At 59.0% G+C, this 25,633-nt stretch carries 37 protein-coding genes; 36 read left to right on the top strand and 1 reads right to left on the bottom strand.

The window, feature by feature from the left end:
- The 4 genes from QMD66_06815 to QMD66_06800 form a co-directional block, all read left to right on the top strand.
- Positions 1-1,645, top strand: a 1,645-nt coding sequence (locus tag QMD66_06815; GenBank protein MDI6822548.1) for a DNRLRE domain-containing protein, incomplete at its 5' end; no start/stop codon positions are given.
- Between the two features lie 8 nt (positions 1,646-1,653).
- Positions 1,654-2,139, top strand: a complete 486-nt coding sequence (locus tag QMD66_06810; GenBank protein MDI6822547.1) for a hypothetical protein — start codon at positions 1,654-1,656, stop codon at positions 2,137-2,139.
- Positions 2,139-2,414, top strand: a complete 276-nt coding sequence (locus QMD66_06805; GenBank protein ID MDI6822546.1) for a hypothetical protein — start codon at positions 2,139-2,141, stop codon at positions 2,412-2,414. Before QMD66_06810 ends, QMD66_06805 begins: the two co-directional genes overlap by 1 nt.
- Before the next feature lie 22 nt (positions 2,415-2,436).
- Positions 2,437-3,312: an N-acetylmuramoyl-L-alanine amidase gene (locus QMD66_06800; protein ID MDI6822545.1), complete on the top strand. Its 876-nt coding sequence runs from the start codon at positions 2,437-2,439 to the stop codon at positions 3,310-3,312.
- Positions 3,313-3,332: 20 nt separating this feature from the next.
- On the opposite strand, the gene QMD66_06795 is transcribed toward QMD66_06800, so the two are convergent.
- On the bottom strand, positions 3,333-3,554 hold the full coding sequence (locus QMD66_06795; protein MDI6822544.1) for a hypothetical protein: 222 nt from the start codon (positions 3,552-3,554) through the stop codon (positions 3,333-3,335).
- Positions 3,555-3,875: 321 nt separating this feature from the next.
- Between QMD66_06795 and QMD66_06790 the strand changes: the two genes are divergently transcribed.
- The 32 genes from QMD66_06790 to QMD66_06635 form a co-directional block, all read left to right on the top strand.
- Positions 3,876-4,166: a hypothetical protein gene (locus tag QMD66_06790; GenBank protein MDI6822543.1), complete on the top strand. Its 291-nt coding sequence runs from the start codon at positions 3,876-3,878 to the stop codon at positions 4,164-4,166.
- 193 nt (positions 4,167-4,359) lie between these two features.
- Positions 4,360-4,584: a helix-turn-helix transcriptional regulator gene (locus QMD66_06785; GenBank protein ID MDI6822542.1), complete on the top strand. Its 225-nt coding sequence runs from the start codon at positions 4,360-4,362 to the stop codon at positions 4,582-4,584.
- A 1-nt stretch (position 4,585) separates the two neighbouring features.
- The gene (locus QMD66_06780) at positions 4,586-5,017 is read left to right on the top strand and encodes a hypothetical protein (GenBank protein ID MDI6822541.1); all 432 of its coding nucleotides are present in this window, start codon (positions 4,586-4,588) and stop codon (positions 5,015-5,017) included.
- A complete protein-coding gene (locus QMD66_06775) occupies positions 5,014-5,247 on the top strand; it encodes a helix-turn-helix domain-containing protein (protein MDI6822540.1) in 234 nt (77 codons plus the stop codon). The genes QMD66_06780 and QMD66_06775 overlap by 4 nt, the downstream gene beginning before the upstream one ends.
- The gene (locus QMD66_06770) at positions 5,244-5,438 is read left to right on the top strand and encodes a hypothetical protein (GenBank protein MDI6822539.1); all 195 of its coding nucleotides are present in this window, start codon (positions 5,244-5,246) and stop codon (positions 5,436-5,438) included. Before QMD66_06775 ends, QMD66_06770 begins: the two co-directional genes overlap by 4 nt.
- Positions 5,439-5,682: 244 nt before the next feature.
- Entirely contained in the window at positions 5,683-6,618 is a 936-nt protein-coding gene (locus QMD66_06765) for a hypothetical protein (GenBank protein ID MDI6822538.1), read from the top strand.
- Complete coding sequence (locus tag QMD66_06760; GenBank protein ID MDI6822537.1) at positions 6,615-6,953, top strand: hypothetical protein; 339 nt, start codon at positions 6,615-6,617, stop codon at positions 6,951-6,953. The genes QMD66_06765 and QMD66_06760 overlap by 4 nt, the downstream gene beginning before the upstream one ends.
- 204 nt (positions 6,954-7,157) lie before the next feature.
- Complete coding sequence (locus QMD66_06755) at positions 7,158-7,475, top strand: HNH endonuclease (GenBank protein ID MDI6822536.1); 318 nt, start codon at positions 7,158-7,160, stop codon at positions 7,473-7,475.
- Complete coding sequence (locus QMD66_06750) at positions 7,465-8,469, top strand: hypothetical protein (protein ID MDI6822535.1); 1,005 nt, start codon at positions 7,465-7,467, stop codon at positions 8,467-8,469. The genes QMD66_06755 and QMD66_06750 overlap by 11 nt, the downstream gene beginning before the upstream one ends.
- A 53-nt stretch (positions 8,470-8,522) precedes the next feature.
- On the top strand, positions 8,523-8,822 hold the full coding sequence (locus QMD66_06745; protein ID MDI6822534.1) for a VRR-NUC domain-containing protein: 300 nt from the start codon (positions 8,523-8,525) through the stop codon (positions 8,820-8,822).
- Positions 8,819-8,968 carry a hypothetical protein gene (locus tag QMD66_06740; GenBank protein ID MDI6822533.1) on the top strand — a complete coding sequence of 50 codons (150 nt, stop codon included), beginning with the start codon at positions 8,819-8,821 and terminating at the stop codon, positions 8,966-8,968. Before QMD66_06745 ends, QMD66_06740 begins: the two co-directional genes overlap by 4 nt.
- The gene (locus tag QMD66_06735; protein ID MDI6822532.1) at positions 8,961-9,149 is read left to right on the top strand and encodes a hypothetical protein; all 189 of its coding nucleotides are present in this window, start codon (positions 8,961-8,963) and stop codon (positions 9,147-9,149) included. The genes QMD66_06740 and QMD66_06735 overlap by 8 nt, the downstream gene beginning before the upstream one ends.
- A 71-nt stretch (positions 9,150-9,220) precedes the next feature.
- Positions 9,221-9,442 carry a hypothetical protein gene (locus QMD66_06730; GenBank protein ID MDI6822531.1) on the top strand — a complete coding sequence of 74 codons (222 nt, stop codon included), beginning with the start codon at positions 9,221-9,223 and terminating at the stop codon, positions 9,440-9,442.
- 79 nt (positions 9,443-9,521) lie between these two features.
- Entirely contained in the window at positions 9,522-9,818 is a 297-nt protein-coding gene (locus QMD66_06725; protein ID MDI6822530.1) for a glucosaminidase domain-containing protein, read from the top strand.
- Entirely contained in the window at positions 9,815-10,051 is a 237-nt protein-coding gene (locus tag QMD66_06720; GenBank protein MDI6822529.1) for a hypothetical protein, read from the top strand. Before QMD66_06725 ends, QMD66_06720 begins: the two co-directional genes overlap by 4 nt.
- Positions 10,052-10,160: 109 nt before the next feature.
- Positions 10,161-10,343: a hypothetical protein gene (locus QMD66_06715; protein ID MDI6822528.1), complete on the top strand. Its 183-nt coding sequence runs from the start codon at positions 10,161-10,163 to the stop codon at positions 10,341-10,343.
- Complete coding sequence (locus QMD66_06710; protein MDI6822527.1) at positions 10,337-10,729, top strand: hypothetical protein; 393 nt, start codon at positions 10,337-10,339, stop codon at positions 10,727-10,729. Before QMD66_06715 ends, QMD66_06710 begins: the two co-directional genes overlap by 7 nt.
- Positions 10,726-11,028, top strand: coding sequence for a hypothetical protein (locus QMD66_06705; GenBank protein ID MDI6822526.1), 303 nt, complete (start codon positions 10,726-10,728; stop codon positions 11,026-11,028). The genes QMD66_06710 and QMD66_06705 overlap by 4 nt, the downstream gene beginning before the upstream one ends.
- A 1,180-nt stretch (positions 11,029-12,208) precedes the next feature.
- Positions 12,209-13,882: a terminase large subunit gene (locus QMD66_06700; GenBank protein MDI6822525.1), complete on the top strand. Its 1,674-nt coding sequence runs from the start codon at positions 12,209-12,211 to the stop codon at positions 13,880-13,882.
- Between the two features lie 13 nt (positions 13,883-13,895).
- Entirely contained in the window at positions 13,896-14,060 is a 165-nt protein-coding gene (locus QMD66_06695; protein ID MDI6822524.1) for a hypothetical protein, read from the top strand.
- Between the two features lie 16 nt (positions 14,061-14,076).
- Complete coding sequence (locus QMD66_06690; protein ID MDI6822523.1) at positions 14,077-16,047, top strand: phage portal protein; 1,971 nt, start codon at positions 14,077-14,079, stop codon at positions 16,045-16,047.
- A 12-nt stretch (positions 16,048-16,059) separates the two neighbouring features.
- Positions 16,060-17,121: an HK97 family phage prohead protease gene (locus QMD66_06685; protein ID MDI6822522.1), complete on the top strand. Its 1,062-nt coding sequence runs from the start codon at positions 16,060-16,062 to the stop codon at positions 17,119-17,121.
- A 12-nt stretch (positions 17,122-17,133) separates the two neighbouring features.
- Positions 17,134-18,186 carry a phage major capsid protein gene (locus QMD66_06680; GenBank protein MDI6822521.1) on the top strand — a complete coding sequence of 351 codons (1,053 nt, stop codon included), beginning with the start codon at positions 17,134-17,136 and terminating at the stop codon, positions 18,184-18,186.
- Positions 18,187-18,268: 82 nt separating this feature from the next.
- On the top strand, positions 18,269-18,814 hold the full coding sequence (locus QMD66_06675) for a hypothetical protein (protein MDI6822520.1): 546 nt from the start codon (positions 18,269-18,271) through the stop codon (positions 18,812-18,814).
- The gene (locus QMD66_06670; GenBank protein ID MDI6822519.1) at positions 18,811-19,179 is read left to right on the top strand and encodes an HK97 gp10 family phage protein; all 369 of its coding nucleotides are present in this window, start codon (positions 18,811-18,813) and stop codon (positions 19,177-19,179) included. The genes QMD66_06675 and QMD66_06670 overlap by 4 nt, the downstream gene beginning before the upstream one ends.
- 4 nt (positions 19,180-19,183) lie before the next feature.
- Positions 19,184-19,540, top strand: coding sequence for a hypothetical protein (locus QMD66_06665; GenBank protein MDI6822518.1), 357 nt, complete (start codon positions 19,184-19,186; stop codon positions 19,538-19,540).
- A gap of 4 nt (positions 19,541-19,544) precedes the next feature.
- Positions 19,545-20,078 carry a hypothetical protein gene (locus tag QMD66_06660; GenBank protein MDI6822517.1) on the top strand — a complete coding sequence of 178 codons (534 nt, stop codon included), beginning with the start codon at positions 19,545-19,547 and terminating at the stop codon, positions 20,076-20,078.
- 12 nt (positions 20,079-20,090) lie between these two features.
- Entirely contained in the window at positions 20,091-20,456 is a 366-nt protein-coding gene (locus QMD66_06655) for a hypothetical protein (GenBank protein ID MDI6822516.1), read from the top strand.
- A gap of 119 nt (positions 20,457-20,575) precedes the next feature.
- Positions 20,576-23,152, top strand: a complete 2,577-nt coding sequence (locus QMD66_06650) for a tape measure protein (protein ID MDI6822515.1) — start codon at positions 20,576-20,578, stop codon at positions 23,150-23,152.
- 5 nt (positions 23,153-23,157) lie between these two features.
- Positions 23,158-23,556 carry a hypothetical protein gene (locus tag QMD66_06645; protein ID MDI6822514.1) on the top strand — a complete coding sequence of 133 codons (399 nt, stop codon included), beginning with the start codon at positions 23,158-23,160 and terminating at the stop codon, positions 23,554-23,556.
- Positions 23,557-23,558: 2 nt separating this feature from the next.
- Complete coding sequence (locus tag QMD66_06640; protein ID MDI6822513.1) at positions 23,559-25,418, top strand: hypothetical protein; 1,860 nt, start codon at positions 23,559-23,561, stop codon at positions 25,416-25,418.
- The coding region (locus QMD66_06635; GenBank protein MDI6822512.1) for a hypothetical protein at positions 25,418-25,633 on the top strand (216 nt) is incomplete at its 3' end. The genes QMD66_06640 and QMD66_06635, both read left to right, overlap by 1 nt.

Below are 25,633 nucleotides of genomic sequence, written 5' to 3'. Positions count from 1 at the left end.
GATGCGTGGGACGGGGTCAGACCTCATCCCGTCGCAGGAGGTCGATGCCGAGACGTTCTACGAGACCGCAAGCGACGGCACACTGCGTGCGGGTGTCGCTATAACCATCGATACGGATAAGGCAGTAGAGGTAGTGCTGCTGGACGACACCGATAAGGTAACGTTCGTCATCTCACATGATGCCTACGTGGACGCAGGCAATCCCGACAGCAACTATGGTACCTCAACCGCGCTGTGGGTGCAGGGGTTGACCCCCGTTCGCTGGACGTATTGCTACCATGTCTGGGGGGGTTATCCCTCCGGCGGGCTCTGGGCCGCAGATATTGTCGCGGCATGGCTCGCCGTTTACTGCGATTACACTTTCCTCACCGACACTTTTAGCGTTGATATAGTTAGCTGCTATCCTTTCGTAGAGACCACCATCACCTGGAACCGTAAACCAGTCGATCTACCTTATAAGCCCGCGCTAATAGATAGGCTTACCATCGACCCAGACTATACTGGATGGCTGTACTTGGACGTTACTAATTACATATGGAGGTGCAAGCAGATCCGGGCCCATTATCCCAATCACTTGGCTTACTGCCTGCGCCCGACTTACGGCTACGGCGGCGCGGTCCGCTTCCAGTCCAAGGAGGCAACCAACCCGCCCAAGCTCATCTACTGGACCAAGACCTACCAGTCGCGCATCATTACTCCGCGGATGCGAACGGTCAATTTATATGGTAGACCCGGCGGCACCTATTGGTTGACCTACCGGTTTTTGGATGAAAATAACGTGCCGGGTAAGTGGGCGCCGCCGGTGCAGATCACCTTGCCTTCGCAGGGGAAAGTCCCCTCCGCGCCTACACTGGCATATGACTACGTAGATGACACCTGCACTTCAGCTATCCTCACCATTAGCCTTACCCCTCCGGCCGACTTTTCGCACTTCACCGTAGAGGAGAGATGGATAACTAACGACGTTTTATATCGTACGTTCCGTGTGGACGCAAATACGCTTGTCTTCCCCATCGATGCTCCGGGAGCATATAAATACCGCGCTAAAACGGTGACGCGCAGTGGCCTGGGGTCTCCTTGGTCGGCTTATGTGCAGGCACCCGAGGCAAGTACCTACCGGGTCATCGGCCCGTCTACGCAGAAAATAGAGCTTGATAGCTCGCAGAACATCGTTCTCGACGTAAGTGAGCTCGGAGAGGCTTACTGGCAAAAGTTCGGTGTGGGGCAATACCGCCTGTTAAAAGCAAAGAGTGCCGATGTCCCAAACAATGCTCTCTATGCCCTGGTTAGGGGTGCGGATTACTGGACGACCGAGCGCACCACCACAAGCACCGTTTATGTAAACCTTGCGAATGCGGCCTACAAGCCACCCGGCACGGGAACCGCGAGGATATTTTTGATTGCCACCTTTTTGGTCAACCGTGGGTCGAATACCAGGGTAACCTTCAGGTGGGGATACGACACCGCATATACTAGCGTTATGGGCTGGTGGGAGGAAGGACCCGCCAGTATAACCCTCACCTACTACTTCGACGTTCCTGCCGGAACGAGCCACACCTTCCGCCTGCAATGGGCCACCTCGAACGGATTGCTGGCGACGTCCAACTTTGGCTTACTGCAGGTTATCGATGTCGGGAGATATTAGGAGGAGCAATGGCATACAATCCCAAGACATGGTCAGCAGACGAGCTGATAACCAGTGGCAAGCTCAACCAGTGTAAAGAGACTTTCGACTGGCTCTACGGTCGGTTTTTACCCATTCTCGGCCAGAACCGCGTGGCAAAAGACACTCTTGCTTTCTTCCTAGTCGACTTCAGCGGCGCGAACCAAATAAACCCAGCTAATAGTTCAGGAACTGGAGCGGCTGGTGCGTCGTGGAGCAAAATCCAGTTGGTCAACAACGCCTTTCTCTTCCAGGTGACCATCCCCTACGGCATCTTTTCCTCCGCGGTCATCCCGATTGCCTGTCAGACGGGGTCCGCGGCCCAGTGGGGCATCACCGTCTGCAGCGTCTGGGACGAGACACCGACGGCGTTTAAGGTGGCAGTAGTAGATACTGGAGGACCGCAATATCCAATAAATTCCACCTTTGCCTTCTGGGCGCTGCTCCTGGGCACGAGAGCGGGAGGTGTCAGTTGATGGCGGGGAACATACCCTGGGAAAATCTGACAGCCAGCGCGGCGCTCATCATCATCACCCTGCTTCTCGTGCGCTGGATGATCGGGCGGCTGACGCGAAGCCTCGATTGTCTTAAGGACACCCTGCGGGAGCAACAGAAACTGCTGGAAGAGATTAACAAGAATATGGCCAATAGGGATAAGATTATCCTAAATCACCTCGAGCACTACACCCAGGTACAGGAGCGGACTATCGAGGTTTTGGAGAAGTTGTGCCGTGCCTGGGAAATACGATAAATCCCCGTATGAGGTGATAGCTATGAAAATCGCCATCGTTTCCAGCCTGCAGGGCTACCCGGAGGAAACCTCGCCGGAGACACCAGTCGATACCACCCGCATCGCACGCCATGTGGCGGAGCGGCTGCAGGCCGCTCTGCCCCAGGTGGAGGTGGGCCTCTGGGACCGCGAGGACTACCCAGGCCAGGGCGACTGCTACATCCGCGCCCGCGAGGACGTTGTGCGCTGGGGTGCGGACATAGCCCTGCACATCCACCAGGATGCCTACAAGCCCGGCATGAGGGGCTGGTGCGTGCTCTGGCGCAATCAGGAGGCCCTGCCTCTGGCGGATTACCTGGCCGCAGCGATGCGTGTGATTCCCTCTCCGTTCCGCGGCATCATCTATAGAGACGACGTGGCCGTGCTCAAGGCCCCGCGTTGTTCGGTGCTCGTCGAGTGCGGGTTCTATACATCTCCGGAGGACGAGGCAATCGGGGTGGCGGGGTGGGGTGATCCCCTGGTGCGCGGCCTGCTTAATTACTTACGCGATAAATACCATGTTATGCCATCGAAGGTAGAGGAGGTGAGTTTGGTGCCAAAGATTATCGTGCCGCAAAACACGGAGATGGATGGCCGAAGGGTCTATCACGTCCCCGCCTTCCGCAGGGATTGGTGGCTGGACCTGGGTTACGAGGGCCCGGGCGAGGAAGAGGTGGTCGTTTGGGTGAATGCCCAGGCCAACGACCAGAAGACCGGGAAGAAGCCTCCGGCTAGACGCATTGTCTACAAAGTACCCGGAACCCTCCATGCCGACAAAGCGCCGGGCGTGCACATCCGCCCATGCGTGATGGCAGACCCGGAGTGGGTGGTCCTCTCCATCCACTCACCAGTGCCTCTCACGGTGTTCGTTGGACCTTAACCTGATCTATGATCGTCACATCACAATCCATTCCCATCCCCTCCCGCTCCACCGTAATCCGAATTATCCCCATCGGTGACGTCCACCTCGGAACTGTTCACTGCGACCTGGATGCGCTCAGGCAGGTGGTGCGGTACATCGCTGCCACGCCCCATTGCCACTGGCTGGGGATGGGGGATTACTTGGAATGCATTCGCCACACTGACCGCAGATTTGATCCCCGCGTGATCCCCGAGCGCCATCTCGCACGCCTCGCTGACGTCATCGAATCGCAGGTGGAGGAATTTCTCGAAATATGCCGCCCCATCCTCTGCCGGGAGAAGTGCCTCGGCCTTCTCCGGGGCAACCACGAGGAGATGGCCCTACTCTACCACGGCGTGGACCCCGTTGACCGCTTAGTCGCCGAGACGGGAGTCAGGGATCTGGGGTATGCAGCGCTCATGGTCCTCAGCCTGCGCCGAAACCACGACACTCGTACCCTCACCGTCTTCGCCCACCACGGGCACGGCGGAGGGCGCACGGCTGGCTGGAAGGTCAACCGCCTGCGAGAGATGATGGGCTTTGTGCAGGCGGACATCTACCTCATGGGCCACGTCCACGACCGCATCGTGGATGACATGGATATCCTCTGCGCTGCCCAGAGTGGCAGGACGTACAGACTGGGGACCAAAAGGGTGGTCCTTGCTACCACGGGGACTTTCTATCGCACGTACGGATCAGAGCGAGGAGGATACGCGGAACGCAGGCTATATCCGCCTACGCCGATTGGGCCAGTTGTAGTCTCAGCCGCCCCCTGGCAGGGGGCGAAGCATAGAACTGACTGGTTACATATCGAGAAATTTTGGTGGAATTAGTAATGATTTGGGCACCTTACTGTAGGAGGCGTGTTTCTATTCCATAAAATTATATATTCTGAACCATCGCTTGGACAATATAATTTTTTATGGTTCAGAATATATAATTTTATGGTATTGACAATAGTATCGATATAGTGATATGCTTAATTCGATATGACGGCCACTGACCGGCCGCGCTAAGAGGAGTGACATGAAGGCGCATAATGTCTTGGGATTGCTTTTAAAAATCAATGGTCTCAGCCGTCGTCGGCTCGCCGACCAAACTGGCATCCCCCGCTCCTACATAAACGACATCGCTTCCGGCCGACGTATTCCCACAGACGAAGAACTTCTCCGTATCTGCCAAGCCCTGGGGGTCACGCCGGAGATGATTTATCCCAACCCGGAGCTAAGAAAAGCCCTCGCGGAGGTATGAGGTGAGAGGGGCGAATAACTATCACGAAATTGCCGCCCTCCGAGAGGTGGAAGAGCAGATCATGGACGTGGTGGCGAAAGCTCGGGAGATCCTCGCCCGCCAGGCCACCGTGGAGGAGCTCCGAGCCGCTTACCTGGACATCAACAAGCGCCAGGCGGCTTACCAGGGAAAGCTCGAGGACATATTCCTCCTCCACGACCAGCGACACAAGGAGTTCCAAGCCCTCTTCCAGCGCTGTCGCCATCTCCTGGAAGAGCTGGAGCAGGCGGAGGACAGTATCCAGAACGAGTGCTTCAAGCTGCTCTTCTACGACCTCAAAGACGCCGAGGCCGCCAGGCTTTCGGCGGTGGGGGCCAACCGCAAGCTTTCCGGGTGGATAGGGAGGAACCTCCAGGCCCTGAAGTCGGCGTTTTCCAGGAGGGAAGCGGTATGAATCTCCTCACTGCCGAACAGGTTGCCCAAATACTGAACATAAATCCTGAAACAGTTCGCCTCTACGCGCGCCAGGGTAAGCTTTCTTGCTACCGCTTCGGCCCACGCTGCGTGCGCTTCGCGGCGGAGGACGTGGAGGAGTTCAAGGAAAGGTTCAGGGTCGAGGCGGTGGATGTCTTCGTGCCGAAGGCATCCACCCTGCTCAGGACGCTCAAGGAGATGCAAGCATGAGCGGGTTGAGGATGATCGAGCCAGATTTTTGGTATGGGCGTAAACGCTTCCGCATCACCCGCCGGCACCTAGCCGAGCTTCGCCGCGCCGGTGGAGAATTGCGAAATGGCACGAAAACAGCAGGGGAGGCTCGGGGCTCTCGCCAGATTCCCGAGCCTCCAGGCGAAGAGATAATAGCGAGAAAAGAATAGCCGAGATGAAAGTACAAGACAAGAGTTCCACCCCCTGCCCGGAGGAGAGCCACCGCATGCCCGTTCCTTCTCAACCCCCTAAGCGTCCTAAAAGCCCTGGTTCCTCCTCCGGGCACCCCCATTTTTGTGGAGATTGTGGGGTCGAAATCGTGCACGTGTATATCTGCCGATATTGCGGATCCGCTCTTTGCCGCCGGTGCCATACGGCACATATCAGTGGATGTGATGTGATGGGAGGTGGAAGATGATACACGGCGTGAGTGACCGCCGCAGGCTCCCCAGGGCAGGCAAGATCCGCCTCGGCGAGAAGACACTATCCCAAAAGACTGGAGCCTTATATCCCAGAGCGGTCGACTATTTCGTTTGGCCGGATGAGTATCGTAACCAACTGACCAAGATCTTTGGAGAGAGGGCAAAAGAGATCGACATCATCTTCCCGGTAGACGACCTGGAACAGATCGCCCCTCAGTATCTCAAGCGCTACGGCACGACCGGTCTCTCTTGCCGTGGGGATGGCATCACCGCCGAGCGGGTATCCGAAGGTGGTGAGTGGGTGGAGGTGGAGTGCAACCCTGAGGAATGCCCCGACTACAGAAAGAAATGCCGGCGGGTCATGAATTTACGCTTCGTCATCCCACAGCTCATCAGCGAAGGGGTATTCCAGATTGACACATCGAGCTACCACAGTATCGTCAACATCAACTCTGGCCTGGATTATATCCGGGCTCTCGTGGGACGTATCGCAATGGTTCCCCTCAAGCTGCGCATCATCCCCAAGGAGGTACAACCCGACGGAAAGAAAAAGCAGATATATGTCCTCGACATAAAGCTGGCCTCAGCGCTGAGCCTGGACGACTTGCGCAGGCTGGCCAGTGAGGAGAAGCCCGTCTTGGCCCTCCCACCCCTGCAGGATCAGGCGCCCCCGGATGATCTCTTCCCGGAGGAAGCAGCTCAATACCAGCAACCAGAAGAAGCCACTGAAGAAAGACCGATGGAATCGGATGAAAATATGGAAATCAATGATGTGGAAGACGATGTGGAATCTCTCATCGAGCAGTTGTTTGACGAGCTAGGGTTTACCCAAGCTCGGAGGACCTTAGTTCGTCGCAGATACCCCAACCAACAGTTGCTCCTGGATTATCTCTTGTCTATGCAACCATCATCGGGAGAGGTTAGATGACTTGGTGTAATGGGACAGAGAGGCATCTTGTTTCCCTGCTGCGGAGGAGAGATAGAGCCGTCTCCGCCCCGGAACTCGCCGCCGTTCTAGGGAGCACCGACAGACAGGTGAGGGCCATGATCAATCACCTGCGCAAAGATCACAGGCTGCCCATATGCTCCACTCCGGCGGAAGGGTTCTACTGGCCGAGGTCGAGAGAACATGCCAGACATACGCTGGCCCAGCTCGAAAGCAGGCGGAAAGACCTTGAAGCCGTGATCGAAGGGATTCTGGAAGGGCTCGATCGGGAGTTCGGGCCCATGGAAAGGCTTTTTGACCTGGAGGAGGCGGTGTGATGGCTACATTGATCCACGAACGGACCAGCTCCGGCGGTGTCCGTAAGTGTGATTCCAGGTGCTACAACGCAAAGGGGCCAATATGCAACTGCGTCTGTAACGGTATAAACCACGGCGTCGGTCTTCGTGCCGCGCTCGAGAACACAAGGAAGATAGCCAAGGAAATCTTAAATGCCCAATTGTCAATCGAAACGGAGGATATGGATGCCCATCAAACGGGATAAGCGACATTTTATTTATCCAGACAATTGGGGAGAAATCTCTCGAAGCGTGCGGGAAAGGTCTGGGTGGAAATGCGAGTGGTGCGGAGCGGAGGCGCGTAAGCCCCATCCGGTGACCGGGTCGGTTGTGGTACTGACCGTTGCGCACCTGGATCACGACCCAACGAACAACGACCCGGAGAACCTCCGCGCCCTCTGTCAGCTATGCCACAACCGGCACGATATGCCGATAAGGGCCTGGAATAGGAAATATAAACCGGCCAGTAACCAGCTGAAATTAGGGGGGCAAGATGGCTCGTAAAAGAATCATTGATCCAGATTTTTGGGTTGATGAACAAATCGCGGAGCTGCCGTTCGAAGGCCGGCTGCTCTACATTGGCCTTTGGAACTTCGTGGATGATCAGGGAGTGATCCCGTTCAAGCCCAAACAGATACGCGCGCAGATATTTCCTTATGACCCAGACATTGATATATGTTGCCTACTCAATCAACTTATCAAAATGGGAAAGCTCATAGTATATGACGCCAATGGAGAAAAATACCTGTATGTTCGGAACTTTTCCCGCCATCAGTCCATAAAGCGACCCACTTATAAGTACCCTCCTCCTCCTAAATTCCCCACAAGTTCCGAACATGTGGGGAACATGTGGGGAACATGTTCGGAACATGTTCCCCTGAATAGAAAAGAAGGGAATAGAAAAGAAGGGAATAGAAGGGAAGAAGATACCACGCTCGGGCGTAGGGAAGAATCCGACAATAAATCGGAAACGCTTGAAGCCTCTGCCCCCTCCCCTTCCCCCACTTCCCTTCAACAACAAAACAATGCACCACTCGGTTATTCGCCTACAAACGAAAGCCGCGAGAAGGCCTGGGAGGTCATCCGGGAGATCGAGTCCATCCTCGGAGCCCCTCCCTTCACTGGGTCCCAGGTCGGGGACGGGCGAAAAGATCGCATGGTGGAGGAGCTCTCAGCCGTCTGCCGCCTCCTCTCGCCAGCGGAGGTGGTGGAGATTGTGAAGCGAGAGCATGACCGCCGCGTCCAGGAGTCCAAGGGCACCGACCGGCCCACAAACCTGGCCTACTATATGCCCGCCATCAAGCAGGCTTTCATCGAGCGGGACAGGGCCCTTGAGGAGGCGGAGCGTAAAAGGGACGAGGAGAAGAGGGCCGCAAAGAGGGATGCACACGAGGAACCCGTGCCCCTCGGGGAGATACTCGGAAAAGATCTCACGGAGGAAGAGAGGGAAAAGGTGTTGGACTGTATCAAGCAGGTCAAGGAGAGGATAAGGGCATAGACCGCAGCCGATGTAAGTCGGTTGACATGAACCAGCTGGCGGAGTGTTTGGACATGACCGAGAAGGAGCTCCAGGCAGCGGTAATAGAATTGGCCCAACTTACGGGCTGGCGGCATTACCACACCTACGATAGCCGCCGAAGCCCGGAGGGGTTCCCGGACTTGGTGTTGGTCCGGAGGGGACGGCTGATCCTCGCCGAGCTCAAGAGCGAGCGTGGCCGGCTGACCGTCCATCAGAAGATATGGCTCGAAGAGTTGGCTGACGTGGAGCGATACAGCTTGGGTAATGTCCGTGTACGAGTGTGGAGACCACGAGACTGGCTGTCCGGTGCTATCGAGGAGGCTTTGAGATGACCGTATATTGGGATTACGACGCATTGGACGAGAGGTGCGAGTGCGGCAACCTCTGCGCCGCCTGGTGCGACCTTTGCCGCTCGTACATATGCCAGGATTGTAAGGATTACCATGCCGCTGGATGGTGTTTAAAGGAAGATGAATGAATTGATATGCCCCCTGGCCGAGCAGTGCCTGCCCCGCTTCTACGAGCGGGTGCTGGCCGAGATGAGGCTCATGGAGCGCGTGGGGAAGGGTGGAGGCATTATCAAATTGTTCTGGGACGGTAAACGGTGGCGGATCACCGCCATCCGCGGAGCGAGAGGAGAGAAAGGAGGTGAGCCCTAACCCCAGCCTGTTCGTCCAGGCGCTACCTTGAGGTGTCGGCTTCGAGCCGAGCGGAAAGTGGGCTCGACCGTGTGGTCGGGCCCTCTTTTTTGGGAGGTGGAAGTGAGGCGGAAGAAGATGGTCGGGATAGCGTTGATGCTCTTGGCCCTTGCGGCATGGGCCATCCTCCAGGCAGCCATCCAGGGTGTGGAGGTGGAGCAGGTCCGCAAGTTCTCTCACCCACAGGAGGAGCAGGTGGTCCTCCGCTCCTGGGCGGAGGCGGAGAGGCTGGAGCGGCATCTCGCCGAGAGTGAGGCCCGCCTCCAGGCGGTGGCATCCCGGATAGACGCATACCTCGCCCGCTGGGGATCCCCGCTTGCGGGATGCGGCAGAGTGTTTGCCGAGGAGGGCGAGCGCACCGGCGTCAACCCTCACCTCCCGGTGGCCATAGCCGGGGCGGAGTCGACCTTCGGATTGGCGTGTTTCGCTCCCCACAACGCCTGGGGGATGCTCTCCTATCCACAAGGATTTGCCTCCTGGGAGGAGGGCATCCGAGCCAACTTCGCTTGGCTGGCTAAGCATTACGGCAGGCCGCAATCAACCTACGATTGCCCGGGATACTGCGTGCCCGATCATCCCTGGATGGAACGTGTGCAATCCATAATCCGCGAGTTGGAGGAATCGAGATGAAGGACCCCTACCGCGAACTCTACCCATTATCTGCACTTATCAGCCGGGTTGAGGAGAGGCTCGAGTTGGGAGCGGAGAGATATGGAGACGAGGATTATGTGCACAAATCGGTCTTAGAGGAGCTCGAGTATGAGGTTTTGGATTGTGTTGCCTACGTGTATCTGTTGTGGCTCAAGGTCCAGCGCATTAAAACCACGGCTATCAGTGCCGGTGTAGAGGAGGTGATGAAATGATCACCATCAGACATCCAATCCCGATACGCGAGCTATTGCAGATCATGCGCTGCCTAATGCTCTCGGGCTACCGCAACTGGATCTCCATGCGCAATTAGGAGGTGATGGTATGCGCTCGTCGAAGGTTGTGGCTCTCATCTTCTTCGGGCTGCTCGCCGCCTTATTCTTTGGGAGCTACTTCTGGCAACCCTTCTCATTGGCATGTGCGGTAACCTTCCTGATTCTTGGCGCCATAGCCGGATTCATCCCGGATTGTGGCAGGAACCACAAGATAGGAGGGACGGATTGCTGATGGAGAGGGCGGACATCGTAGACGTGCGCGACCAGGCGGAGAAGATACTCCGCAAAGAGAGGGTGTCTGAGATAGCTAGACGCCTGGGGGTGAGTCCGCAGAGGATATCAGCTATCAAGCATGGCCGGGAAGAGCTTACTAAACAGATGGCCGTCCGCATCATCCGCGCTTATCTTCGCCCGCCAGAGAAGTCCGTGGTGCATCGGATGGACGCTGAGGAGCTCATCCGCAGGCTGTGCCGGGAGGAGGACATTTCCGGCCTGGAGGCCGCGGCCGGGGTGGCCATATCCAGGGTGGTGCGCGAGGAGCTTCTCCCCGCCCTCCGGGAGGCCTTGGCGGATTGGGTGAGGGAGGCGAAGAAAGAGATCTGGGGGGATGTGGATTGAGGCCTGGAGGAGACACTATTCTCCCACCAGAACCATTACTCGCTGCGATCGAGTTCCTGTATGTGCTCGCGTCGGGCACCAGGCGTCATGATCTCTACGAGTTAACCGGGGGGTGCCCATTTCGGCTATCGCGCAGGAGGGCGGAGCGTAGCGGGTTGGTCAAAAACGACCAGGCCTTTCAAGATCTGTGCGATCTGGATGACTTCTTAGACCGTCTTGGCAGGCGAATTCTTTCAGGAGGCGATTGGAGGAAAATGATAAGGTGGGAAGCCATAAAAGGGCTCCCGGAGAATTATTAACCCTTTAAATTTCTTGACAAAAAGTTATGCAACAATCGATAATTTAGATAAGATGGAGCATTGTTGACTATAGGATAAGCCCGATCAGGTCGGGCTTGTTTTTATGGGATAAAACAAGGGAGGAAAAATGAGGGGATTCGGCTGTTATCATCATGCCGCCGTAACTGTCGGGACCACAGCGACATTGCTCTCAGCTGGTGCGCCGCGGGCGTTGAAGCGGGGGCTGGTGTTGAAAAACAACAGCAGCTCTGTGGTCTATATGGCCATCAACGGGACGGCATGCACCATCAGTGCAACGGGAACGGGCATATGGGCTAACTGTGCCCCGCCTCAATTAGGTATAGGCCAGTATGTTTATATTAGTAGACAACAAAGTCAATGAGAATATGCTCTTATCCGACGTGTAATAATCCCGCTCAAAGGAGATCGCTGTTCTGCACCCACCACCGCCTCCAGGCCCCCGACCTTCGCCCAGGTTCGGTGGAGCGGGGCTATACCTGGAAGTGGAAGTGCGTGCGAGCAGAGTACCTTGCTCGGCATCCTGACTGCGAGAGGTGCGGGGCGCCAGGCGAGGTGGTGCACCACCGTATCCCCCTCCCTCACGGGACGCATAACTGGGAAAATCTGGTTACACTGTGTAGACATTGCCACGCGGAAGCACATCGTTCGGGGATAGGGGGGTGGAAAAATCTGGCTTCGGCACGCCCATCACCGGGCGGGGAGCTCCGCGTACGTGCCGACGGTCTGTAATCAAACATGGCCCGGAAGAAACCACCCACGGAAAAACGCGCTGCCGGGACCTACAGGCCCGACAGAGACGCAAGCAAACAACCGCATCGTCCTCTCGGCGCTGCTCCGGCTGGCATGAGTAAGCCGGCCCAGGCCGTCTGGCGGCGCCTGCGGAGGCTCGGCCTCTTCACCGAGGCCGACCGGGATGCGGTCGCCAGGTACTGCGCCCTATCCGTGTTCCTTGCCAGGCTGGAGCAAGAGGTGATGACTGAGGACCCCATCGTCCGAGATTCTAAGGGCGGCGCTCCCAAGCGCAGCCCTGCGGCCCTCCTCTACCTCTCGACACTCAAGGAGTTCCACGCCCTGGCCAAGACTCTCGGTCTCGCTCCTGCGGCCCGCGGCTATGCGCGCCCGGAGGAAGACAGGCTCGCCACCCTGGAGGCCTTGCTGAATGGCGACCACGAAGAAGACGACGAAGAAGAAGACTTCGCCGCGGATGGACCGCGGCAGCAAGTACGCAAAGGCGATCGCCGAGGGGAAGATTCTCGCCCCTCGGGCGGTAAAGCTTCTCGCTGAGAAGCACTTACAGGACCTTGACACGCATCCAGACCTCTATGACACTGCCGCCGTGCGCAGGTTCACGCGCTTCGCCGGGTCCCTCGTGCAGTGGAAGGACCGTTGGGCCGGAGAGCCCTTCCGCCTCCTCCCATGGCAGGAGTTCCTCGCCTCCATGCTTTTTGGGTGGCGTGATACTGACGGCTCCCGGCGATACCGGCAGGTGTACGTGGAGGTGCCGCGCAAGAACGGCAAGACCTCCTTCGCTGCTGTCGTGGCGCTCTACCTCCTCCTCGCCGACGGGATAGAGGGGGCGGAGGTCTATGCCGCCGCGACCAAGAAGGACCAGGCGCGCATAGTGTGGCAGTCCGCAGTGGAGATGGTGCGCCGCTCCCCCTGGGCGCCGGAGCTGGAGTTCTTCAAGACGTCCCTCTCCTTCCCCAGGACGTCGAGTTTCTTCCAGCCGCTGGCGTCGGATGAGGACACCCTGGACGGCCTCTCGCCTCACGGGGTGATCATCGACGAGCTGCACGCCCACAGGACGTCCGGGGTCTGGGACGTGTTGACCTCCGCAGTGGGGGCGAGGGAGCGCCCTATCGTGTTTGCCATCACCACCGCTGGCGCAGGCGGGCAGGACAGCATCTGCCGCAGGCTGCATGAGTATGGCCTGCAGGTCCTTGAGGGGGCCGTGGAGGACAGGCGGTTCCTGCCTCTCATCTATTCACCTGATCCCGAGGACCGCTGGGATGACCCTGCGGTGTGGCGCAAACTCAACCCCTCTCTGGGAGAGACGGTTACCGAGGAGTTCCTCTCTGACGAGGCCGCCAAGGCTCGTGGTATCCGCTCCGAGGAGGAGAAGTTCCGCCGCTACTATCTCTGCGAGTGGGTGCAGTCCAGCGAGGCGTTCATCGCACCCTCCCTGCTCTCGCAGGCCGCGGGCGGTAAGGAGATACCGCCGGGCTCTACGGTCTGGGCGGGGCTGGACCTTTCACTGACCACCGACCTCACGGCCCTGGTCTGGTTCCGCGAGGCGGAGCAGGGGAGGCTGGAGGTGGACGCGCAGTTCTTCCTCCCCCGGGGTAGGGCGGAGGAGATGAGCCGCGAGCACCGCACGGACTACCTTGATATGGAGCGCAAAGGGTGGATCACCTTGCCCCGCGGGGATGTATTTGACTTCGACGACCTGATGATGAGGTTCGAGAAGCTGCTCTCACCCTATCGGGTGGTCGGGGTGGGATACGACCCCTGGTGTGCCTTTCACCTGGCCCAGAAGATGGAACGGCAAGTGCAGATGGTGGAGGTGCGCCAGAGCCGCAAGGTCATCTCCCCGGCCATCTCTGAGCTGGGGAAGCTGTTCCAGACTAAGAGGATCAGGGTACGCAATCCCCTGCTCCTGCGCCACCTCGCCAACATGAGGGTGAAGGTCGGAAGCGACGGGCTCCTCTATCCGGATCACAAAAGTGGAGCCCCTATCGACGGGGCCACTGCGTTGATCAATGCCTTATTTCTGCGACAGAAGATGCCTGATGCGCGCAGGGGCGGGGGGATACAGGGTTTCCATCTGTTTTAGGAGGTGATCTTGGATGAGTAAAGAGGTCATGGCATTCGCCGTCATCATCGCGGCGCTCGCTGCGGTGATCGTCCTCATGGGTTTGGGGACCATTCCCGTTGATGTTGGGGCCCCTATTCTCACAGCCGCACTGGGCGCGGCAATAGGTTACCTGTTCCCATCCCCGCTCAACCAGTAACAGAGGGCATTGACCCATGGCGTTTTTCGGCAAGAAAAGAGAAAAGCGTGCGCTGGACCACAGGATAGGGGCATATTTCCTCGGCCTGGGAGGCGCGGACGCCAACATTCAAAAGTTGTCCACCGTCCTCGCGGCCGTGAACGTGCTGTGTCAGGATCTTGCCCGGGTGCCGCTCGACCTCTACGAGCGGCGGGACGATGGCGGGAGGGTCAAAGCGACCGGGCACCCTGTGCAGGATCTGCTCAAGCGCCCTAATCCCATGCATTCTGGGTACCGGTTCTTCTATCAGTTGTGGTCTGCAGCTATCTGGTATGGGAATGGATACGCGGTCATCAGGCGTAGCGGGGGAGTGGCTGCCGAGTTGTGGGTGGTGGACCCAACGAGGGTAGCCGTCTCGGTGAATGGCGATACCCTGCTATATACTGTCTCGAGCAGCCAAAGCGGCGGAGGGTCTCGCACCTATCAGGCCAGAGACATCATCCACGTCCCAGGATATGGATACGACGGGAGGATAGGATACCCTCTGGCCGATTACCTCCTCCATGTAGCCAACCTGCAGGAACGGGTGACCAAGTTCCTCACCGGATATTTCCAGTCCGGCGCCTCCCCTGGCATGGTGGTCAAGCTGCCTTTTGACCCTACACAGGAGGAGGCGGAGCAGATAAAGGCCAAGTTCCAGCAGTTCAAGGGGAGTCATAACTGGTTCAATGTCGCCGTCCTCCCGCGCGACTGGGATCTGACCAGGCTGTCCATGGAACTGGACGAGCAGAAGCTGCTCGCCCTGCTCACATTCACCGTGGAGGAGGTAGCCCGCCTGTTGCGTCTCCCCCTTTGGAAGTTGGGTATCTACCAGAACCTGAACTATAACTCCCTGGAGCTGATGTCCAGCATCTATATCGCTGACAGCATCTCTCCTTGGATGACCAGCCTGGTGGAGGAGCTGGAGGCGAAGCTGCTCACGCCAGGGAGGCATTACATCGAGCCCAACTACAATGCTCTCCTGCAGACCAACACAGAGGCCCGCTACCGTGCTTACGCTACCGGATTACAGTGGGGCTTCATGACCCACAACGAGGTGCGCCAGCGGGAGAACCTCCCCTCCTACGGCGACTTCGGCGATAAGGTCATGATTCCCGCGAACATGCTCATCTACCGTCCTGGGGAGGATGCTTCCGCACAACCAGCGCCGTCAGGAGAGGAGGCCCCGCGCTCGAAGCGAGCGGTGCAGACTCGCGGCCTGTTTTTGCGCCGCTCCCGCCACGATGTGGTGGAGGCCGCGCGCATCAAGCAGCGCGTGGCCCTCTCCTATCGAAAGCAATTCGAGGCGGAGCTGGGGCGCATCCTGCGTCGGGAGACCAATGACGTCATCCAGAAGATGGCAAAGCTCGGGGTGTCCAACGAGCTGTACGACTGGTACTTGAACGACTACCAGCCGCGCCACAGAGATTATGTCGTCTCCGGCCTGCGCGATGTCATGATCGCCGAAGCGGAGGCCGTGCAGGCCCTGGTGGCTGCGGAGGTACAGGGCTTTGCGGGCATTACTCCCCGCGTGCAGGACTGCATCGACGTCCATGCGGAGCGAGTGGCTGACCGCCTGCTCAAGCGTAACGCCTCCGCCCTGCACGGCATCGTCCTCGACGGTCTGGAGGAAGCAGAGGCGCGCAAGGCGGTGCAGGGGTGGATAGCGGAGGTGGCCCCGCAGCTTGCTGCCTGGGAGGCTGTGCGTATTTCTGGCCTGGTGAGCAAGGCGGAGTACCATTACCACGGCCTGCCCTTCCAGTGGGTCCACCTGGACAATCTCTCGCCCTGCGAGCTGTTGGACGGGAAGGTGCTGCAGCCATCGTTCCGGTGCGAGGGGAACCCCTTCCTCTCCGTCAGCGACCAGCTGCGGCTCAAGGACGGGCGCGAGTTTAACCCGGGATGGAACGTGACCACGCCGCCTATAACTGAGGGATGCACCTGCCAAATCATGGCAGTGTTCGATTAGGAGGTGATTGTCTTGCCAGCTATAAAACCGCATAAAACCGAGGTTATCGAAGCAGAATGGGACGCGAACGAGGAGGTGGCCCGTCTGCGCCCCGGAGAGGACGAGGCGTATTATCGCCGTATGTTCGCCTGGCAGGATCCGGATGCAGACCCCACCACTAAGACCGCCTACAAGTTCCCTCATCACAAGGTTTCCGGAGATGGCGAGCCTGGCCCTGCGGTAATCAGGGGATGTCAGGCGGGCATCGCCGCCCTCAACGGAGCGCGTGGAGGCGCTGACATCCCGGACTCCGATCGCGAAGGGGTCTGGGAGCACCTCGCGTCTCACCTGGAGGACGCCGATGTCGAGCCCGCGCCTCTGAAGAGGGGAGTGGAGATCCCCTACGCCGAGTGGCGCGCGGTCCGGGGCAGGCCTGAACTGCGCCAGGGCGGCGAGCAGGACAGCCCCGGCATCATCGAGGCCACCCCCGGTATCCCTTACGACACCCCCGTCTCCGACGCCATGGGGTTCAGAGAGGTCATCGACCGAGGCGCTGCAGCTGAGGCCGTCAAGAACGAGATGATCATCTGCACCTTTAACCACAATCCATCGGAGTTGCTCGGCTTTGTTGGGAACAAAACCCTTGAGTTGAGTGAGACCGATACGGGGGTCAATTGGAGGTGTGTCCTCCCGCCCACCATTGATGGGCGGAAGGTGGCCGACCTGGTGGCAGGGGGTTACGTGTGGGGTGCCTCCTTCATGTTCCTCCCCACCAAGGAGATATGGGAGGGGGACGTCCGCCACATCGTGGACATGGAGTTGTGGGAAGTGGGGCCTGTCTCCATGCCCGCCTACGACGCCACACGTGTGTCTATATCGCGGGGCCTGTTCTCTCCTCGGGAGGAGCTGGCACTGCGTCGCAGCATGGCTGGGTTCGCCACGGATGAGGACATGGACGTCCTCTACCGGGCGTATCGATACCTCGCTGACCTCTTCCAGGGGGAGGAGGCGAAGCGAGAGGCGGCCAAATCCGCTGAGGGCAGGGGCCTGACGCGGCTGGCCGAGTTGCTGTCCGAGATCCTAAGACGACTGTAGGAGGTGAACGAGATGAAGGAGATATTGGAAAGGATCCTCGGAGCCCTGCAGGAGGGGCGCGACCTCACTGAGGCCGAGCTGCTTGAGGCGCGCCAGGCTCTGGCTGCGGAGATACCGGAGGAAAGGCCGGAGCCCGGCATTACCCGCATGGGCGGGCAGGACGAGATGGCTGAGTTCCGCTCCTACTTGCGCGGCGAGACCCGGTCCCTGCACACCGGTGTGGGTTCTGAGGGTGGCTACCTGGTGCCGCAGGGATTCTACCGCACCATCGTGGAGAAGAAGGAAAAGCTCTCCGTCATCCGGAAGCTGGCCACCGTCCAGTCCACCACCAACAAGGAGACGCCGGTTCCCATCGATGCCTCCACCGCCGAGGCGCAGGTCATAGCGGAGGGAGCGAACTATCCTCTGCTCGATCTGGCCTTCGGGCAGAAGGTGCTGCGTGCCCACAAGTTCGGTGGGATCACCACCGCTACGGAGGAAATCATCCAGGATGCCGCGTTCAACATTGAGGAGCTGGTGGCTTCGCGCATCGCCAAGTTCCTGGCCCGCGCGGAAGACAAGAAGTTCATCAACGGGACCGGGATGGGCGAGCCTCGTGGCCTTCTGCTCGATGTGACTGTCGTGAATAATGACAGCCCACTCACCCCAGGCACCATCCCCATCGACATCGTGCGTGAGATGGTGGGGTCCCTAGATGCCGCGTACCTGGAGAACGCCACCTGGCTCATGAGCCAGTCGGTGTATGCGGCCCTGCTCGCCAACGCCAAGCAGACTGGGGATTACTACCTGCTGGACTTCGTGTCCGGTCCGGCTCCTAAGCTGGCGGGGCGCCCTGTGGCCATCTCCGCATACATGCCCGCAGCCAACGCCCAGTCGTCCGTGGTCCTTGTCCTGGGGGACTTCAGCGAGTTCCTCATCCTGGACCGCGAGGGGATGGAGCTCCAGGTCCTCAAGGAGCTGTATGCCGGGGCTGGAAAAATCGGGTACAAGTTCCATACCCGCACTGACGGCGTCGTCGTGGTCTCCGAGGCGTTTGTGGGTGCGGGGACTGGCACCACGCCGTAAGGCGGTGATTGGTGCCGCTTTTAGCTAAAGTGGGGCGGGGCCTTTCCGGCCTCGCCCCGGCACCTAAACCCGGAGGTGACGTATGATCACCGCGACAGAGATAGCCCAACGCCTGGAGATCGACGAGGCGTATGCCGAGGAGCTGCTGGCTATCTCGAAGGAGTTCCTCTCCTCCGTCATCGGGGCACGCATCGATCCACAGCCCAAGACCCACTACTTCGTCCTCGAGACCGATACTAATATAATTAGTGCCCCGGATGAGGGGCCTTTCCTCACCGTCAGCTCGGTGACCGTCATCACCGAAGACGTCGAGGTGACCCCTGGCTGGAAGCGTACTCCATCGGGGGAGACCCTTACCCTCGACGTCATCTATCCTGCCGGGTCCACGGTTGCGGTTGACGCTACCTGCGGCCTTGCGGCCCCGGAGGAGACGATAGACCAGCTGCTCCTCATGACTTGCCGCTACTTCGCCGAGGGGTGGCGGCGCGAATACCTGCCGGACATCGCTTCCATCTCCTATTCCGGCGTGTCCATGTCCTACCGTTCCACCGACCCCTCCCATCCGACGGGGGTCAAGGAGCTGGATGCGCTCATTCGTACCCTGCGGCGTAGGAGAGTTGCGCTGTGAACTTCGCGATTGAGGCACAGAAACGCATGGACCTGCAGAAGGACCTGCGCGACCTGCAGGAGAGGCTGCTCTCCAATGCCGTGGCCTACGAGATGCTGCAGGAGGTGCGGCGCGCAGCCCCGCGTCGCACGGGCAGGCTGGCGGGTTCCTTCGGGGCCAAGGTCGATCCGGGGGAGGAGATAGATATATACTCCACCTCCTTCATCGCCCGGCTCTACAACTACGGGTTCCGCCCGCACGTGTGGTTTACCCAGCTGCCCGGCGGGCGCAAGGTGTTCCACCACAGCCCCGGAGCACGGAAGAATCCGCAGGGTAACTATGCCGAGCCCGCAGTGAAGCGCGTGCTGCGCCGCCTGAGGGGGTGATTGGATGCTCTCGACGACCATTGCTGCCATATACCAGGAGCTGAGTGGGCGAGTGAGCTGGGGAAAGGTCATCCTCGGCCTCAAGCCCCCGGTCACTGAGGGGTTCGCAGGTGTCTGCATCTATCCACGAGCCTCGAATACGCAGATGACCTATGACCTACGGCGAGCGGAACACGAGGTGGCAATCGAGGTGCATTCGCCCCTCTCGGAGTCGGTTGTTGACTTCGTGGCTCGGGTCGAGGAGGTGATGGAGGGGCTGGCAGGTATCCCTGAGGTGACGCGCATACGTGTGGATTACAATCCAGGCAACTGGTGTGAGATCACGGTGACCGTCCCTGAGATGGAAAACATTGGGAGGTGAAACCATGGCGAACTATGACGTGTTCGGACTGCAGAAGCTGGAGGTGTACGATAGCAGCACCTCCGCCTGGAGGCAGATTCCCGGTGTGGAAAACGCCTCCTTCGAGGAGACCGCGGAGACCGTGGAGGTCAAGGGCGACGACACCATCGTGGCTACCTGGCGCCACGCCCAGAAGGGCGAGCTCAAGTGGAAGGCGAACATCATAGACTTCGACGTGCTCGAAATCCTGACCGGAGAGACCGCCACGTCGGAAATGGATGGAGGGGAGAGTATCCCCGGCATGACCGCCACCACGCTCTATCCCCGCAACCTCTGCTTCCGCCTGACCCAGATGGCCAAGAGGCGCAGCGACGGGGAGTTTGGGACCCTTGTGACCACCATTTACAAGGTGCAAGGATTCGCCAAGGTGACCGGGCAATCCTACGGCGAGCCAAGCTCGCTGGAGTTCGAGGGCACAGCGCTCCACACGGACAAGGATGAGCTGGGGCAGGCTCTGCCCAAGGTGATGGGTTACAAGCAGCGGTTCATCCCCTCCTAATAAGAGGTAGCCGTGAAATCTGTCGAACTCTCCTACGGATCGGTTGACGTCCGAGAAGCCAAGGTCAAGGAGTGGCCGGAGCTCTACGAGTGCGCCGCGGATCTTGCCAACCCCTACCAGAGCGGCGAGGCCCTGGAAAAGGTCGTCGAAAAGATATATGCGACCTGGACCAATGCCAAACTGCAAGACCCCGCTGAGGTGGCCCTCGAGGATGTATGGAAAATCCTGGAGGCCGCCGCTGGGCCGCGCGGTAAGGCTCTCCGCAAGCTCCCTGAGCTCTTCGCGGAGTACATGGCCGCTTTTTTCGGTTCCGAGGGAGGGAAGGAACTCATCAAGACCACCCTCCCGAAGGTGACCGCTGGCGAGACCACTTCGTAGAGGCGGCCCTCCTCTCCCTGGCGTCTCATACTCCTTATACGGAGATACTGGAGCTCCCTTTGTCGCATTACGACTACCTCGTGTCTGCGGTCAACAAATTCTACCAGAGGAAGTGACCTATGTCTCGCGGTGAAGAGATACTGATACGCATAAAGGCCGAAGCCCAGCAAGCCGTCGAAACGCTGAAGCGGCTCGATGCCCAGGCCGACGCCCTGAAGAAGGGCTTCTCCGGCGTTGGGGACGTCATCGGTAAGGGCTTCAAGGTCGCCGCCGCCACCGTGGCCGCGCTCGGGACTGCCTCCGTGGCCGTGGGCGCAAAGATGCTCTCGGGAGCCGGGCAGGTGGAGCGTTATGCGGCCGTGCTGGAGACGGTCACCGGCTCCGCGGAGACTGCCCGCCAGAAGCTCGCCTGGCTGCGGGACTTCGCCGCCAAGACCCCCTTTGAGCTCCCGGGCCTCATGGAGGCGGCCACTAAACTGGAGGCCTACGGCTTCTCCGCTGAAAAGTATTTGAGCGTGCTCGGCGACACCTCCGCGGCCCTGGGCAAGGACGTCATGGCCGCCGTGGAGGCCCTGGCGGATGCTACCACGGGTGAGTTCGAGCGGCTGAAAGAGTTCGGTATCAAGGCCTCCGCGGAAGGGGCCAAGGTGGCGTTCGAATACGTGGACAAGAGCGGAAAGCAACAGCGGGTGGTCGTCGACAAGACCAACCGCGAGATGATCGCCTCCACCCTCACCGCCATTTGGAATGAGCGGTATGAAGGGGCGATGGAGCGCATGTCCACCACCTGGGAGGGCATGTGGTCCAACATGAAGGATGCGATGACCAAGGCCCTAGCCGATGCTGGCAAAGACCTCCTCCCGATATTCAAACCCGCCCTGGAGCAGGTCACCGCTTTCCTCGAGGGGGAGCAATTCCGTGGGATCCTCCAGACCATCGGCACCTCCTTCGCCGAGTTGGCGCCGGTGATCATGCGGGTCTTCGAGGCCGCCTCTCCGCTGGTCGAAGTCTTTGGCCAGCTGGTCGAGGCCCTCACGCCCGTATTCGTCGACCTCATCGGGCGCCTTGCCGACGTCCTCTCCCGGGCCGCAGAGGCGCTGGTTAATTCTGGGGTCGTGGACTCCATTGCCAGGATCGTCCAGGCGGTGGGATCGGAGTTCGTCGACCTCCTCGACCGCCTCCTCCAGATCGCTATCCCCCTCCTCGACATCGCCCTCAAAGCCATTACTCCCCTCACCGAGATAGCCGACAAACTGGGGCTGATCCAGGGCTTCGTCTACGCTCTCATCGCGGCCGAGGTGGCCTCCGGCATCTCGTCTCTCGTGCAATCCACCATGACCCTCGCCTCATCTCTCATGAGTCTGGGCACGGCTGCCGCCGTGGGAACTGCGGCTACGGGAGCTGCAGTCACAGGCGGGCTCGCGGCCCTTACCGCCCCGATCACCGCCTCCGCCAGCTCTATTGGTGCGGCGATAGGGGGCGGAATCGTAGCGGGCATCACGGGATATGCCATTGGCAACAAGATAGCCGAATGCCTGAAGTCCTTAACGGGGCTGAAGCAGGCAGAACAGGAGTTGATGGAAGCCGAAGCGCGGGAGGCGCAGTCGCAGAAGCAACTCAACCAGATATTGGCGGAGCGGGCAGAGAAGATGCGGACCATAGTGGAGAACAACCGGGCCGCGGTTATGAGCACGCAAGAGTACAACGATCGGCTAGCCCTGATGACCAAATATTTCCATAACCAGCAACTGGCCTCCGATTTCGCAGTGGCATCTCTGGTGGACGTGCGCGCGGCCCTGGACGCTCTGACCGCGCAGCAGATAGTATGGAATCAATCCGCAGCTGACCTCGTGGGCAAGAACGATGAGGCCGCCGCCAAGCTGCGGGAGATGGCAAATGCGGCAGCGCAGGCGCGCCTGGAGCTCGCAGCGGTGAGCGGCGTGCTCAAGGAGGAGGCTCTCGCCGCCCTTGCCCAGATGGCTCCCCTGCCCGGCCAGGTGGCGGACGCTCTGCGTTCCTCCAACCCGCAGGTTGTGGCTGCGGGGCAGGAGGCGATCAATGCATATATTAGCGGATTAGTTCAGGTGGCAGGCTTGCCTCCGGCGCAGGCTGCGCAGATAAGCAGGGCGGTTGCGCAGGCGCTCGGGTCCGCCGACCCGGAAATCAGGCGCAAGGGATACGAGCAGATAGCCGCCCTGGTCAGGGGATTGGTGCAGAGCAAGGGGTTACCACAGCAGGCGGCATGGGAGATCGCCAGGTCCGTTGGCCAGGCCCTTGGGCTGTCGGATAGAGAGATCGCGGAAATCGCGAATAAATACGGCATCGCCCTGGAAGAGATTCGAAAACAGCTGGCCGCAAGGATACCGAACGTCAAGGCGGAGGCGGAAGGGTTCGCGTCCACCATGCGTAGATTGCTAAAGCTGGAGGGATCCCCCGGTGTTGACGAGTGGGCTCCACAGCTGTACCGACAAGCCTTGAGGGGTATCGAGGCTGAGTTCAGGCTCGCGAATTTTCCAGCGGCAACAGAGCACGCGATAGCGGCTCCCGCCGCCGTAATGGCTTCAGGAGGATTCACATACAACATCCATTTCCATATACCGGGGTTCTTCGGCACTAAACACGAGCTGGACGCCTTAGCCAGGCGGCTCATCACAGAACATATACCCAGAGCTCGATATGGCACAGTAGGGGCGTGATCCGGATGGCGTATTTGGCCACGTTAACGCGTGACGGTCAAACCTATTATCTGAGCGACGTCGATAGGAGTTTCGACGTCGAATACATCTTTCTGGGGGCCCAGGAAAGAAGTGTCTCGGGCAAGCTGGTTGTCGTTGAGCGAGCGCGGAAGAGGCGGTTTAGCTTTAGTTGGGATTATTTGACATACGACACTGCTCCTGATGGCGGTATAGGGCTATCTGCACTCCGTGGTCTGGTTCTCGCTGGAGGGACTTATACACTCAAACTACGCGAGACGTCTACAGGAGGGGTTGAAACCATAGAGGTCGTTTTTATGCCGGAGCAATTTAAGTATGACCTGGCGAAACTTACCGGATTAGGCCGTGCTCTCTGGAAGGTAGATGTCGTACTCGAGGAGGTTTGACCGTGCAGCCGGTCAGCCAGGCTTTTTTGGACGAGTTTGCCGGGGCGAATCCTAAGCCGAAGATAGCTGTCAGCGTCCTGGCGTCGTCAGGGTTCGCTTACGCGGAAGGCTTGTCGATATCTGCAACGGCGTCGGAGACTAAAGAGACTTACCCCGGCAGCGGCGTAAGTGACCAGGCTTTTGCTGCGACTAATGTGATTGAAGGGATCAGTAGCGAGCCTAAAAGGTATGCAGTGACAGACGTGGGTACATACACCGACCAGGGCTGGGCCACATACGGACCGGGTAGCAAGTACAACCCCGGCTGGTGGACGCGGCAGAAGAGCGACTCCACGGGAGCCCTGCCGTCTCCATTCCCGTATGTTCAGGTGGATTATACGCCCTATGCCGTCGCTTCGCGATTGCGAGTCACTACCACAACCGCATACCCCGGGCTATCTTACTGTAGCCTGGCTTACCGCCTATATGGCAGCACACAGGACATAACGGTCGGACCTTTGCAGTTCGTGAACGGACGTGCAGAGTATGACCTGGGCGATATAAAACAGATTACTCGTATAACGTGTTATGCGATCTCGACGCAGCAACCTAGTGACTATGGGCGCGTCCTAGAAGTGGAAGCAGTGCACGAGATCGGTGAGGATGCCGGGCTGGCTATAGAGGACTATGTTCTGGATGCCCGCATAATTAAAAGCTCAGGGACCCAGCAAGCCCTAGCGCCCGCTCTACCAGGTGTGGGCCTGAACGAGCTGCGCCTGACGTTATCCCGCGATTGCCAGTGGATCCCAGAGCCCCATCAGCTAGTGCAGGTGAAGATGGGTTATGGGAACGAGCTGCTACCCCAGGGCTATTATCTGGTGAGCGAGGTCAGCCCAGGACTGGATACTATTGACATCATCGCCCACGGGCTGATGTCGCTCGCGAATAATCATCTGGTCCCAGCCCTCGTGTTCAGCGGGCAGAAGAGGAGTGCGATTATAAGCGAGCTCTTGGCATGGTCCGGCCTGGCGAATACTACCGTAGCTTTAGAATCCGATGATGTCATCGACTGGTACATTGTGGATAACCAATGTGAGGTGATCAGAGCCTTAGGCGACGCATGCCAGGCTCTGTTGCTGGCCGTATATGAGGACGAGACCGGCGCTATCGTCATCAGGGACGTATATGGCACGCCCGTCGCGACACTTGAGGATGAGCTTATAGGTGCGCTGGGCGAGCAGACATACAAGCCCGTAAATCATGTGCAGGTGTTCGTCACCCGCGTTACCGAGGGAGCGCAAGACTCCGTTCTCTCTGCGAGCGGGAGACTAGAGGCGGGGGCGACCACCACCTATGCCTTCACGCTGTCTAAGCGCCCAGTAACCCGGTTCGTGTCTGTGCCTTGGGTGAGATCTTTCCGCTCAGACGCTGGTAGCGAGCTACCGCTACCCAAGATAGTAGACTGGGGCGCAAGCTGTGATTCTCTCTGGATTGAGCTCAAGAACACCACGCAGACGGCAGGTACATTCGAGATCGAGATGGATGGCGTGCCGTTACTGATATCAAAAGATGATGCGGTGGTGGAAGCGAAAGATGACGACGCCATTAGACTATATGGCTACTACACGCACGACGTCCACATATATACCCTCAGCACCGCCAGAGCCCAAAACCTTGCATCGGCGCTGCTAAATTACATGTCGCAGGCATCGCGCCAGCTTAAAGTCAGAATCAACAGGCCTGCGCCCCATCTGCAGTTGCGCGATGTAATTACGGTAGATTCGGCCGTAGCCGGGATCCAGGCGGATTATGTGATAACCGAGATCAGTCTCGATCTAAACTCGACCGAGCTAAACCTAGTAAAAAAGGAGGCCTTCGTCTGATGGCATTTGACATCAAGCTAGCTCGTCCCAAGCACCGCGTGGTGAAGCCACCGGATAGAGCTCAGATCTCGGATGTTTCCATAGTCACCCAGGACGCCGGGCTCCTCGCCCGCATCGAGGAGCTGGAGCGCAAGGTCGCAGTGCTGGAATCGGGGCTTGCGATGCGTGGGACGGGGTCAGACCTCATCCCGTCGCAGGAGGTCGATGCCGAGACG

The sequence above is a fragment of the Actinomycetota bacterium genome (genome assembly GCA_030018275.1).
Lineage (GTDB): Bacteria > Actinomycetota > Aquicultoria > Subteraquimicrobiales > Subteraquimicrobiaceae > Subteraquimicrobium.
The sequence above is the reverse complement of the archived record's forward strand: the minus strand, read 5'-3'. Positions and strand labels throughout refer to the sequence as shown.